This is a genomic window from Halobacteriovorax sp. (assembly GCF_041587335.1).
Lineage (GTDB): Bacteria > Bdellovibrionota > Bacteriovoracia > Bacteriovoracales > Bacteriovoracaceae > Halobacteriovorax.
The window spans coordinates 1-13,653 of record NZ_JBFGYP010000077.1 but is presented as its reverse complement, the minus strand read 5'-3'; the positions used below and the strand labels follow the sequence as shown (position 1 = coordinate 13,653).

Below are 13,653 nucleotides of genomic sequence, written 5' to 3'. Positions count from 1 at the left end.
GAAGATAGAAACTTCCGAAGAAGACTTAGAAGAGCTATCTTTCTTAAAAGAAAGTGAAGAAAAAAATAGCTTGGAATCAGAGACTGTCTCTCCTTTGGAAGAGGATCAAAATATCGAAGAAAGTCAGTTTGAAACAAAGACTCATTTAAAAAACTTTGCCCTTAGTTATATCTCTATTTCAGATAGCGAAGAAACATCATTAACAACATTTGGTCTAGCTTGGACTCCTCATATTTGGTTTACGGAACACTTTGCCCTTAGAGGAAACTTTGGATTCCACTCATATGAAACCGTTGAAACTGACTTCGTAGAATCTCAGTCTTTTCTTATCTATGATATCGCGGCCTATGGGCAGTATTTATTTACAAACCTATTTTTTGAAGTGGGATATGGTACACAGAAATGGAATCTTGAGGGGGCCGAGAGTGTAAGTTCATTATCTTTTGGCGCAGGATATCTTTTCGATGAAAAATTACTCTATGTTCTAGATAGAGTTTCACTTGAAATGTCGTCTCTTTCTAATGAAGTTTCTACTAAAGAGTTGAAGCTCAATATTGGAGCTTCTTTCTAATTTATTTTCTCTTCAATTGTTTTTATTAATGTCTTTGTTGATTTCACTCTCTTTCTACTACCTCTCTTTTCAAGAAATCTCAGATAGTGAACGATATTCTTAATCCTAGATTTTCTCATATCTATCTTGGGTGAGAATCGAGGCATTTGGTTTTTTTTATCAATACTTCTTGGGTTATGTATTAATTGGCGAAGTTTTTTATCTGAGAATTTTTTAGTTAAATTATTAGTGATCAATTCTCCAACTTTAGTTGAGCCGTAACCATAAATAGAGTGGCATGATAAACAATGCTTTCTAACGTTTTCATAACCCCATTTTATTTTCTTATCTGCATCCTTTGGAGGGACAATAACCTCTGGAACATTAGATATAAGGTCAAACCCTGTGACTTTATAAGGCCAGTGAGCCTTTCTTCTTGAAGGGAACTTTTCTTTATCTTCAATCCATATTAAATAATATGGTGCAAGGTCTACTATCTTTTCTTTGTACATTGTTAAAGAGACAAACTTCTTATTATCTGCTCTTGAGAAAGCTAGAAATGCTTTTCTTTCTTGAAATTTATAGGTCTCTATAATTGGTAAATAACCATCTTTTGTTGTGACTCTAATCGCAAACTCATTAATCCATTTATTAGTATAACTCGAACTTAATATTTGCTTCATGGAGAATGCATTATATGTTTCAGGCTTGAGTGTGTAGGGGTTAAATATAGTGACCTTTTGAACATCAAACTTATCTTTTAATTTCTGAAGATTTGTTGTGTGCAGGGATTCCCCATTCTTAAGTAGGGTAAGATCTGTATTAGCGTTAACAGATAGACTTAAAGTCATTGCTATAATATTTTTTATAAATAAATTCATTAGGAAATGATACTAAGAAATGGTGCACCCGACAAGGATTGAACTTGTGACCTTTCCGATGTCAACGGAATGCTCTCCCACTGAGCTACGGGTGCGTGAAGTGTTCAAAAAATATAAGAGAGTTTTAAAAAGGTGTCAATCTATGATTACCTTGCATAGCAGTAGTAAACTCACAAAATACTAGAAAATCAAGAATTTAACTTATCTAGAAGCGTTAAATGCGCTATAAAAGATCCTATGAAAAAACGTCTAGATGTCACCCTGTTTCAACTGCTGAAAAATCAGTTTATAGAATTCTTTCCTTGGTATATAGGAGCATTTATTGCTCTCTACTGTACTCACTATATTCAAAGTGAGTTGCCGTTTATGGCCAAGGAGCTTGCAGACTTTGTTGTGAGTGAAACCCACGACTTCAATACTATCAAGTTTGCATATTTAGCGATTGGAATCATTGTGTTTAGAACATCTTCTAGGTTACTCTTTTTTTATCCCGCTAGAATTCTTCAGAAGTATTTAAGAGTAGAAGCAATTGAAAGAATAGAAAGCTCAAATCCAATTAGATATAAGAGTTTCTCTGCAGGGCAACTCTTTCAAGTTGTTGGTAATGACCTTGAGGAAGTAAGAGCTTTAATAGGTTTTGCACTTTTGCAGGTGGCCAATATAGTTATTGCAATGAGTGTACTTATTCCAAAACTTTCAGGATTTAGCCCAAAGCTATTAATGGCCCTAACTCCAGTATTTGTAGGGTTTGTTATTTTTACAATAATTGTAAGTCGAAATAAAAAGTACTACAGAAAAACTCAGGATCTGCAAGGTGAAGTTCAAAACTTCATTATGGAGGCATATACAGGAAAGAAAACAATAAAGAACTATCACGTTGAAAACTCTTTCATTAATCTTTTTAAGAAGCACTCTATGGCGGAGCTTTATAACTTTTATAAGGCCGGAAATAATATAGCATTCTCTATTCCTCTTGTTCCTTTTGGAGTAGGTGTTTCTCTGCTATGGGGAGCTCATATTATCAGGGTTGAAGACTTAGGAGCATCGTCGCTTGTCTTATTTTCTGGATTTGTATTCCTATTCTTAGAGCCTATGATGTTCCTTTCTTGGATTGGAGTAGTTTTTGCTCGTTCAGCTGGGGCTTGGTCTAGAATCAAAGAATTAATAAACGCTATCAAAGAAGAAAGTCCTGAAGAAGCAGAGATGCGAGTTGATAATCAGTCCATCTCTAGTGAGGGAGAGTTTGTCATTAAACTGTGGGATGAGAAGATAGATCTTAAGATTGTAAAAAATAAATGGAATGTTTTAATTGGTACTACTGGTTGCGGAAAAACAGAAGTTATTAAACAGATGGCCAACATACTTTTAAATAAGAATAAAAATATCTCATATGTTGCACAGGACCCATACCTTTATAATGATACAGTGAGAGCAAATATCTTCCTCGGAACTGAAGTGACACCACAAAGAGAGAGTAAGGCAAAAGAGCTTTTATCTTTATTTGGACTAGATTATCTGGAGTCGAGTATGGACGCACTTCTTGATCTTGAGGTTGGAGAAAATGGAAAGAGGTTATCTGGAGGACAGTGCAAGCGTCTTTGTTTAATTAGAAGCCTTCTATCAAATGGAGATATAATCATTTGGGATGATCCATTTTCATCTGTGGATCTAATACTAGAAAAACAAATTTTCAATAAATTAAAAGAAAGTGAATTCGCAAAAGATAGAACATTTATTCTGAGTTCTCATCGTCTGACTACTGTTAAGCTTTCTGATTACATTCTCTATATTGATAAAGATTACGGTCTTATGGAATACGGAGAACAAAGTACATTACTAACTAAAGAGACAAAAACATATGAATACTTCGAAAATCAAATGGTCTAGTATATTTTTCTTTAAAGGATCATTTAAGTACGTATCCTTTATTATACTTTGCTTACTCTTATCTGCCGGGCTTGGAGCAATGGTTCCAAAGCTCGTTGCTAAATTAGCTGAGAGTTATAGTAATGAAGATATCTTTTACACTAGTATTCAGAATTTATTATTTCTTTTTATGGGAGTCTATGCAAATAGATCACTCTATCAATTAAGCGTTAATAAGTATGTTAGGTACTTAGTTCAAAATGTAAGAAGTTGGTGCTTTGAGAAGTGGATATTAAGTTATGAAATACAGGAAGGGGATACAGGTCACGAGGAAAAATATCCTCAAGGTGAAATACTCTCTAGGATTGTTAACGATACAGAAAGTATTCGCGAACTTGTAACTTCAGGAACATTTGGGATCTTTATTGATTTATTCTTTGTTGTCTCTTGCATGCTTAGTTTTATTACTATTAATACAGTCACTGGGGTGACTTTAGTCTTGGCCGAAGTTCTTGCTGCTTCATTGTTGATTTATGGAAGTAAGTATATGAGAAAGATATTTCTCTCTGTTCGCCACTCTAGAGGGAATGTATATAAAACAGTTGCAAACCTCGTCGGAGGAGTTGGGGAGACGTATTTCACTAATCATGAGAACTATGCTTCTAAAAAAGGTGAAGTTGTTTTTGATGATTACTTAGGTAAAATTCTAAAGTCAAATGTTTGGGATTCTGGCTATTACTCTATTGCTGAGTCTCTATATCCTCTCTTACTAGCATTAGTTGTTTTAATCTTTCCATATAGTCATATCACTCAAGCTGCTGTCATCCTCGTTATTGTTGATCTTATCCAAAGATCGATTGGGCCGGTTAAAGATATCGCAGGAAAGATTGCAAATGTGCAAAGAGCAGCAAGTGGTGTCGATCGAATTAGTGAATTTATGTATGATTTAGATAAAACAATTTCTTCTCCAAAAGAGTACTCTAAAAAAGATGAAAATTTAGATCAGGTAGCAATTGATATTGAGAGCTTTTCATATCCAGTTAGAAGAAAAGGGGAACCTGCTTTTAACTTATCAAATATATCTTTTAGCGCATTGAAAGGTGAGCTCGTTGGGATCGTTGGGATATCAGGATGTGGTAAGTCGACTCTTCTTAAGATCTTAAGTGGAAATCTTATTCCTCAAAAAGCCGAGATTGTAGTCTCTGGTAGTGATGGTGAGAGAGTTATCTTTCCTGGTGAAACGTTCAAGGATGTCACAAGATATAGAGAACTGGTGGGAATTGTTTCCCAAGAATCTCATATTTTCTCAGAAAGCATTGCATTCAACATTTGTCTAAGTGAAGATATACCAGAAAGCTTTTATACTTTTTGGAAATGGGTAGAAGATCGCATACCATATATAACTGAGGTCTGGGGTGTGACTCCTGAGACTAAACTTAATCAAAAGTCGATATCGATTGGGCAGAAACAACTCTTAGCAGCAATTAGGTCATGTTATTTAAAAAAGCCTATTGTTCTCTTTGATGAAGTTTCCTCTGGTCTAGACTCTCGACTTGAGTTGGCGCTGAGAAAAGTGATTCTTTTAATTCAAGAGCAATCACTTACTTTTATAGTCGCTCATAGATTAGAGACAGTTATTGAGTCTAATAAGATTTTAGTTCTGGATAAAGGAAAGTTAATCTCATCTGGAACTCATCAGTCATTATTGAATGATTGTGAAATTTATAAAGAGTTTTTGAACGAGTTGAGCCATTAGCTTAACTGAGTTAGAATATTTAGCGTAAAGACATAAGTGCAAGGAGCGCATAATGAAGAGAAATATTTTTACAACTGCATCTATAGCAGTTCTTGCAGGAGTACTTTTCTACTCTTGTACAAAATCGGTAGAATCAAAGCCAACATTCTTATTTAAACCTGCGCCAGATACAAGTGCTGGAGTAAAAATAGGGGATAAGATAATTTCAAAAGATGACTTATTCAAAGGTATTGAGAGTGAGTTATATGAAGCAGAAATGAAAGTTTTTGAAATTAAAATGAATAAAATGAAGGCAAGAGCGCTTGAAGTATTCATGGAGCAAGATCCAAAGAAAAAAGATCTTTCTAATGATGAGTATTTAGAGAAATTTATCACTTCAAATATTAAAATATCGAAAGAAAAAATTGATGCTTTTGTTAAAGAAAAGAATATTCCAAAGGAACATCTTAACGATCAAATGAAGCAGAGAATTCAGCAGTATCTTCTTATTGAAGAAAAGAAAGTTGCAATTGATAGCTGGCTAGCAGAAAAGACTAAGAAGTCTCCAGTAGAAATTTACTTTGAAGAGCCATCAAGACCTGTCTTCAATGTGACTTCTGGTGATGCTCCTTTTATGGGGGCAGCTGATGCAAAGGTTGAAATTGTAGAATTTTCTGATTTTCAGTGTCCTTTCTGCTCTAAAGGTGCAGGAGTTGTAAACGATCTTAAGAAGAAGTACGGAAATAAAATTAAGATTGTATTTAAGAACTTTCCTCTACCATTTCATAACCATGCAAAGAAGGCCGCAGAAGCAGCACTTTGTGTACATGAACAAGATAAGAAGAAGTTTTGGGATATGCATGATGCAATGTTTGCAGACCAAACAAAACTTGATCGTCAAGGTCTCGTAAACTCTGCAAAATCTCTTAAAGTAGATGTTACTAAGTTCACAAAGTGTTTAGATTCTGGAAAGTTTACTGCAAAAGTAGATTCAACAATGGCAGAAGGGAAGAGTATCGGAGTAAAGTCGACACCAACATTCTTTGTGAATGGAAAAATGATCAATGGGGCCCACCCGGTTGAGACTTTCTCTGAGTTAATTGATCAGGAATTAGCTAAGTAACTAATTTAACAATAAATTTTCTTAATACATAAAAGGCCTGGAAAAATATTTCTAGGCCTTTTTATTTTTCATATTCATGTATAATATTAAGGTCAGGTTCACCGCCAAAAAACCAGGAAGGTAGAGGCACAATGGATATTAACGACTATAGCACAAGACTTTCACAGGCCAGAAGCAACTTTAGAGATGCTGCAGATGAACTTAAAGAACAATATAGCTCAGATGTAGAAGATCTTTCAAAGAAGCATGAAGGCATCCAAGAGAAACAAAGAAAAAATTTCGAAAAGAGTAAGTCTGAAATAGAGCAGAATGTCACATCCACTATTGATAAGAAAAACCTCGAAGTTAAAGAATCAATGTTGCAGAAGACGGAGCAGTTTAGAAATAAAATTGCATCGCAACAAGAGGGATTTGAAAACGATAGACAAGATATTAAAAGAGACTTTGGTCATAGATTAGATTACTTAAGAGACTCATATAATAAAGATATATCTGCCAAAGATGAGAATTATAATACAAAGTCGGAGTTGGCGTCGAAACGTTATGAAGATCGTATAGATTCAGCAACTAAAGATTTCCAAGATAAAATTTCAGAAATTGATAAGTCATCGAGAGATGCGGTTAGAAGTCAAAAGATAGATTTAGATATTGAAAAGAAGTCTCAAGAGTTACGACATAAAAATGAAATAGCTGACTTTGTTGAGAGCGGTAATTCAACTAGAGCAAAAATGGTTGAAAAACAGCAAAGAGATTTACAAAATTTAAGAAATACTCAAGCAGATGAACTTAGAAATAGAGGAGATCATCACGCTAAGACTGTAGACTCTATTTATGAGCAGAAGAATAATGAAGCTAAAGAAATGTCTAATACATTTAGAAAGCTTACAGATGATATCAACGACAGAAATACTAAGTATAATGACCAAATGGCGAAAGCCAATAGAGAGAGAATCACTGGTCTAGAAAGAGAGTATGCAAAATCTGAATATCAAAATAAGAGAGAATTCCAAGAGAAGTTAAAGGGTGGGTCATCGGAAGAAAGAGACAATCTAAGGTCTGCTGCTCTTACTCAAAAGTTTGAAACAAGAATTAAAAATATAAACGATAATATTGATACAATGAGATATAAGGATCAGCTCGATAAAGAAAGAATGTCAGCTGAATTTCAAAATAATACTAAAGAGCGAAATATTGCTCATTCTAAAATTGTTGATAATCTAGAAAAAGAGTCGAGAGATTTTAAGAATAATGCTCTTAAAGAAAGTAGAGAAAGTACTAACAAAATAATTGGTGATTATAAGAATAGATTAACTAAATCAAAATTAGACAGTGAGCAACAATCTATAAAAGATCGTCAAGTTACAAAAAATAGAATTGAAAACCAAAGACAAGAGTTTGGGCGTGTCGTAAACCAAATGAGTGAAATGAATCAAGAAGCGATTTCTGAACTTCAAAGTGAGCACGCTACAGAGAAATCTAAGTTTATAAATGAAGCCCGAGTTGCCCACCACAATGAGGTTGAAGAGCTCAAGGATGACTTTAATAATCGACTAACAAGTAAAGAAGAAAGTTTAAACAAAAGATTAGAGATGAAGACTAAAGAGCTTGATCAAACAATCAATAGATATGAAGATAAGTTAACAAGAACTGAGAAAGATTCCCAGGCTGAAATTTTAAAGATTAAAAACTTCAATGAAGAGCGTAGAGTTGAAGATTTTAGAGAATTTAAAAGAGAGATGAGAACTATGTCAGATTCTTTTACAAAAGATAAGATTGCTCTAAAAGAAGAGCTTGATAGAAAATTTTTAAATGAAAAACATAAAAGTGATATCAAGTTAAATGAGGTTGTTCAAAAATATGAAACTCAATTAGATGTAGAGCGTAATGAAACAAGAAGAAACTTCAAGACTAAGATTAAAGAACTTGAGTCAAATTATCAGAGACTTGCTGACCAAAGTGAGTTAGAGAAAGATCTTATTAGAAATCAATTTGAAAGAAGAATTGAAGAGATGCAAAAAGTAAATCAAATGCAAATCGAAGAGCTAACTAGACAGAAAAACTCAAGAGCATAAAAATACAATTTGTCGCTCCTTTAATCAAAGTGCTATACTTAGATAAATTAAATTTAATCCTAGGAAGCACTTGAATGAGAAGGGCAAAAATCGTGGCCACTCTAGGCCCATCATCTAACACCGTTGAGCAAATTTCAAAACTAATTGAAGCAGGAATGAATGTTTGTAGAGTAAACATGAGTCATGGTACTCACGACTCTCACAAGGAGCTCATTGCAAATATTAGAAAAGCTTCGGAAAATGTGGATAAGCAAGTTGCAATCTTAGCTGATTTACAAGGACCAAAAATTAGAGTTGATAAGCTTAAAGAAAACCTAGTTTTAAAAGAAGATGAGGAATGGGTAATTGGTCCGACTAATTTAATGGACAAATATCCAGAGTATGCAGAAAGGTATATACCAACTATCTATGAAGACTTAGTAAATGATTGCTTTGATGGGGCCAGAATCCTTTTTGATGACGGATTAATTCTCGCGGAGTCTACAACAAGAGATAGAGATGTTTATAAAATAAAAATTAATGTCGGTGGAACTTTGAAGTCTAATAAAGGAATTAACCTTCCAGATTGTGACGTTTCAGCTCCAAGTTTTACAGAAAAAGATAGAGCAGACTTAATGTTTGCTCTGACTCAGAATATAGATTATATCGCTCTCTCTTTTGTTCGTAGGGGAGAAGATATTCAGCAAGTTAAAGCTCTACTTCACGACTATAAAGTAAATATTCCTATTATTTCAAAAATTGAAAAGCCTCAGGCGATTGATAATATCGAAGGTATATTAGACGTTACAGATATTATTATGGTTGCTAGAGGAGATATGGGGGTAGAAGTTGGAAACCATTTAGTTCCTTCTATTCAGAAAAAATTAATCAAGTTGTGTAATGATAGAGGGATACCTGTTATTACAGCTACCCAAATGCTTGAGAGTATGACAAATAACCCAACTCCAACTAGAGCAGAAGCTAGTGATGTAGCAAATGCTATTTGGGATGGAACGGATGCTGTTATGCTATCTGGTGAAACAGCTTCAGGAGCTTATCCTGTAGAAACTGTTAAAACGATGGTTCAAATTATAGAAGACGCTGAGCAAACTCCGAAGGAGAGACCCTTTTTAAGACACGTCGATCTTTCGAGTGTTCAATCTTCTGTTATGGTTGCTGCATCACTAATAGGTGAAAAAGTTTATGCAAAAAGAATTCTAGCAGTAACAGAGTCTGGAATTTCTTGTTTGAAGCTTGCTAAGTTTAGACCAACAACTCCTTGTTTAGGTGTAACTACAGATCAAGCGACAGCTCGTAAGATGTGTCTTTACTGGGGAATAGAGCCTTTTCTTTTGAAAAACTATAGTGAAGATTCATTTAATTTTCAAATCCATGTTATTAACGATGTTAAGAAAAGTCTTGGACTTGTGAACGGTGATAAGTTAGTCATAACAAGAGGCGATGGTAAATTCTTTAGAGTCGGAAGCTCAAACTCTGTGAAGGTTCATATCGTAAAAGATGTCCCTAAGGTTCTTGGAAGTGGTGGTGATACATTAGAAGAAATTTCTGATGATAAAAAAAAAATCCTTCTAGACCATAATATTTGCGCTAGCTGCCAAAAGTGTGTGGAAATCTGTCCTCACGCTATTTGGAAAATTAATCCAATCTCTAAAGATACTTATCTAAATAAGGAACAAATTCATTATTGTAATATGGACCTCCAGTGTATAAAGGTTTGTCCTACTGGTGCGATTGAAATAATTCCAAAATATTAATTCATGAAAAATAAGATTTTAGAAGAAGTTTTACACTCTAAAAACCTGTCTCAATATGGGATTGTTGATTGGGGTGTAACTACTGTTTCTAGACCTATTACTTGGAAGTATTACTTTGAGTGGGTTAATAAGGGCCTTAATGGTATTTTAAAGTACTTAGAGGGTGAAAGAAGAGATAAGAGAGAAGATTTAAAAAATTACTATCCTGAGTTTAAATCAGCAATCGTTTTCCAGTTCTCATACGCTAAGAAAAAGTTTGAACTCGATAAGTTCTATAAGTCTAAAAAGAGTAACGGTCTAAAAATCGCGAGCTATGTTCTTGGCTTTGATGGTATTGATTACCACTTCAATCTTCGCGAATCCTTAAATCAACTTGGGGAACAATTAAGGGAAATTGATCCTGAGTTAAACTTTAAGTTATCTTTAGATACGCAACCAATACTGGAGCGTGACCTTGCCTTTAGAGCTGGACTTGGTTGGTTTGGTAAGAATAGTATGTTCATAAGTAAAAAAGAGGGGAGTTTCTTTATTCTAGGATCTCTTCTACTTTCTAAAAACTATTCTTTGAATGAAAAAGTAGTAGAAACTGATCATTGTGGTCAGTGTACTAGGTGTGCAGATAGTTGCCCAACTGATGCTATAGACCTTGAAACGAGAACTCTTATTGCTGATAAATGCATAAGTACATATACGATAGAGCAGTTTAAAGACATAGGAGAGGCTCCAAAGGGAATGGAGAGTTCGAATGGTGAGATTTTTGGCTGTGATATTTGCCAAGAGGTTTGTCCCTGGAATAAGAGACTTCTTAGGATAGGTAAGTATGATAATGAAGAAGTCATTGTCAGTGAGAAGGAAGCACACTTGAGAGAGTTCTTCTTAGAGAGGCCATTGGAGAATATTTTAGATGAGTTGAAGTCTCTATCAAACCGAGGATTTCAAAGATTATTTAAGAGTACTCCCATAGAGAGAACTGGTCGAATTGGTCTTTTGAAAAACATACGATTCTTCTACGGCAAAAGGTAATCAAGTAAACTTAATTTCTAATTTTTTTAAATGGCCGTATAATAATGAAATATTATAAGTAAGGTATGATTTAATGAGTAATAATAGTCAAAATAATAAGAAAGCTTTTTCTTCTTTAAGTAAAATAATAATTTTAAAAATTATTGCAATAAGCTCAATCGTTACAGTTATCTCTACAGGTATCCAGCTATATAGAGATTATTCTCAAAATGTTTCTAAAGTTGATAATGACATTAAAAGAGTTTCGAGTTTAATTGTTCCTGAATTATCCTACAATTTATGGCACCTTGATTTGAAGGCGCTGAAAATGCAACTACACTCTCTTTCTTCAACAGGGGAATTTACATTTGTTGAAATTAACTATGATGGTAAGCAGCTATCGTCAGGAGTAGATGATAAATTTCTTCAAAAGAAAGAAAAAACTTGGCCTCTTATGTACTCTTATAAAGGCGAGGAAAGAGAGTTAGGTACATTGAGAGTAGTTACAGATTTAGAGCCATACTTAGAGCATGTTCTAGATACAGCACTCTTTATTTTAACAGCGAACTTTATAAAGACATTTATCGTCGCCTTTGTGATGATCTATATTCTCAGAGGACATGTGATGATTCCTCTAAATGTACTATCTAATAAGTTAAAAGACTTCAATATTAACAATCTCGACAAAGAAGACATTGATTTAAATAGAAGACCATCAAGTACAGTAGATGAACTTGATATTGTTCTGTATTCAGTCAATCAAATGAAGAGTAATTTAATTAGTGATATTGAGAGAATGAAAAAGAATAGAGAAGAGAAGGAAGAGCTTGTTATCAAGTTAAATCAGTCTCAAAAAATGGAGGCACTAGGAAGACTTTCTGGTGGTATTGCTCACGATTTTAATAATATTCTTCATCTTATATCTGGATCTGCAGAACAGTGTCTTCACTACCTTGAAGTTAATAAACCAGACAAGATAAAAAAATATTTAGGGAATATTGTTGAATTTGCAGAGAGGGGAGATAAGTTAATACGCCAGATTCTAACTTATACTCATCAAAAGAAAGTTGAATATACTAAAACTAATATTGTAGATGTTATTAAGACTAGTTTAGATATGATGAGATCTACTCTTCCTGCAAATATAGACATTGATTTCACATATGATCAAGAAGTCGAGATCCTCGGCGATGTTACTCAAATGCAGCAAATTATAATGAACTTTTGTACCAACTCTAGAGACTCTATAGGAACGAAGAATGGGCATATTAAAGTTCGATCTCAAATTAACCATATTAAAAATGAAGTACGTTTAATTATTTCAGATGATGGTGCTGGTATTCCTGACGAGGTAAAAGAGAAAATTTATGAACCATACTTTTCTACAAAACCTATTAATAAAGGGACTGGAATGGGTCTCTCGATTATTCATTCAATCATAGAGCAAATGAATGGTCGTATTGAGCTAATTAGTGAGGTCGGAGAAGGCGCAAAATTTATAATCTTTCTACCTGTTTACTCTGAAGGGAAGAAAGTTTCTTCTGATGATCAGAAGATATTAGTTAATAATGATGATGTAGCTTTAAATGGTAAAAAGGTTCTTATAATTGACGATGAAGAAATTATCGCAAATATGCATAAAGACTTTTTAGAGGCCAGTGGAGCGGAAGTATTTTGTTATACTTCGGGCATTGCTGCATTAGGCGCATTAAAGACTGGGCTAGAAGTCGATGTTATTCTTACTGACTTAGCAATGCCTGAGATGAGTGGCTTTGAATTCGCTAAAGCATATACGGAAGATGGTGGAAAATCACCAATCATTCTTCTAACAGGATATGAAGAGAAAGTATTATCTGAAAATGATATATCAAATTACAACATAGAAGAGGTCTTACTCAAGCCTGTGAATATGGAGGAATTATTAGAGGTCATAAAATCTATATAATACCTTCATCTTTTAAAAACTTTTTTATATGTGGTGCTGCTAGCTCAGGCATATGATGTGCGAGCTTAGTAGGCCTTTCATAGGTAACCTGATTATTGCCTTGGAGATAATCCACCATTAGTTGTGTACCTTCTTTTCCAACAACAACATCATCGGCTCCAGTAATAAAGTGAATTCTACTATCGTTGAGCTCAAGCTCTCCTTTGCGCTCTTTTATCCAAGGAAAAATAACCTCTGGAGAAATTGTAGGAGAAACTAATTGTCTACGAACATTTAAAGTTGATTTATAAAAGGGAGTATCAAAAATATGGGTAACGCCCTCAGGTGGCATGCCAAGTCCTACACATAGTGACATAGCGTCAAAACCGTTGAAGTCATCAGACTCAAGTGCAAGAAGAGATAGTAGGGCGCCAAGAGAGTGACCTCCTAATATGACTTTGTATTCTCCATTCTCAGCCGTTGCATCAACTAAAGGGAACTCTTCACTAAATGATTGATGAAGCTCTTCATAAGCGACTTTAAAGAGGTGAGGAGCATGCTCTTTGTATTCATCAAAGCTCTTCACTTCGCTATAGGTTCCAAGATAATGACCTGGCTGGTCAAAGATTATATTAGCAATCCCTTCTTCTGCGAGTCTTGTTCCCCAGCTTAATATACTAGACTTATGTGAAGTATATCCGTGGGTGAAAATACCGAACGCCTTTACTGGTGTGGTATCTATTGAT

General features: G+C 34.4%; 10 protein-coding genes and 1 tRNA gene. 8 read left to right on the top strand and 3 right to left on the bottom strand.

All coding sequences use genetic code 11. The features are described 5' to 3' along the window. The coding region (locus ABX784_RS11130; protein WP_372655113.1) for a hypothetical protein at window positions 1–571 on the top strand (571 nt) is incomplete at its 5' end. On the opposite strand, the gene ABX784_RS11125 is transcribed toward ABX784_RS11130, so the two are convergent. Further along, a complete protein-coding gene (locus tag ABX784_RS11125; RefSeq protein WP_372655112.1) occupies window positions 568–1,431 on the bottom strand; it encodes a cytochrome c in 864 nt (287 codons plus the stop codon). The two genes, ABX784_RS11130 and ABX784_RS11125, sit on opposite strands and share 4 nt — an antisense overlap. Window positions 1,432–1,451: 20 nt before the next feature. Further along, window positions 1,452–1,526, bottom strand: a tRNA-Val gene (locus tag ABX784_RS11120). Between the two features lie 142 nt (window positions 1,527–1,668). On the opposite strand from ABX784_RS11120, the gene ABX784_RS11115 reads away from it, so the two are divergent. The 7 genes from ABX784_RS11115 to ABX784_RS11085 all read left to right on the top strand — a co-directional run bounded on the left by ABX784_RS11115 (window position 1,669) and on the right by ABX784_RS11085 (window position 12,928). Beyond that, the gene (locus tag ABX784_RS11115; RefSeq protein ID WP_372655111.1) at window positions 1,669–3,318 is read left to right on the top strand and encodes an ATP-binding cassette domain-containing protein; all 1,650 of its coding nucleotides are present in this window, start codon (window positions 1,669–1,671) and stop codon (window positions 3,316–3,318) included. Continuing rightward, window positions 3,290–5,053, top strand: a complete 1,764-nt coding sequence (locus ABX784_RS11110; protein WP_372655110.1) for an ATP-binding cassette domain-containing protein — start codon at window positions 3,290–3,292, stop codon at window positions 5,051–5,053. Before ABX784_RS11115 ends, ABX784_RS11110 begins: the two co-directional genes overlap by 29 nt. A 52-nt stretch (window positions 5,054–5,105) precedes the next feature. Continuing rightward, on the top strand, window positions 5,106–6,155 hold the full coding sequence (locus ABX784_RS11105; RefSeq protein WP_372655109.1) for a DsbA family protein: 1,050 nt from the start codon (window positions 5,106–5,108) through the stop codon (window positions 6,153–6,155). Window positions 6,156–6,286: 131 nt separating this feature from the next. Further along, a complete protein-coding gene (locus ABX784_RS11100; RefSeq protein WP_372655108.1) occupies window positions 6,287–8,227 on the top strand; it encodes a hypothetical protein in 1,941 nt (646 codons plus the stop codon). A 74-nt stretch (window positions 8,228–8,301) separates the two neighbouring features. Then, window positions 8,302–9,981 carry a pyruvate kinase gene (gene pyk, locus ABX784_RS11095; protein ID WP_372655106.1) on the top strand — a complete coding sequence of 560 codons (1,680 nt, stop codon included), beginning with the start codon at window positions 8,302–8,304 and terminating at the stop codon, window positions 9,979–9,981. A gap of 3 nt (window positions 9,982–9,984) precedes the next feature. Continuing rightward, complete coding sequence (locus tag ABX784_RS11090; RefSeq protein WP_372655105.1) at window positions 9,985–11,004, top strand: epoxyqueuosine reductase; 1,020 nt, start codon at window positions 9,985–9,987, stop codon at window positions 11,002–11,004. Window positions 11,005–11,077: 73 nt separating this feature from the next. Beyond that, window positions 11,078–12,928, top strand: a complete 1,851-nt coding sequence (locus ABX784_RS11085; protein ID WP_372655103.1) for an ATP-binding protein — start codon at window positions 11,078–11,080, stop codon at window positions 12,926–12,928. Here the strand turns inward: ABX784_RS11085 and ABX784_RS11080 are convergent. Next, window positions 12,921–13,653: alpha/beta fold hydrolase (locus tag ABX784_RS11080; RefSeq protein WP_372655102.1), on the bottom strand; the 733-nt coding region annotated here is incomplete at its 5' end. The two genes, ABX784_RS11085 and ABX784_RS11080, sit on opposite strands and share 8 nt — an antisense overlap.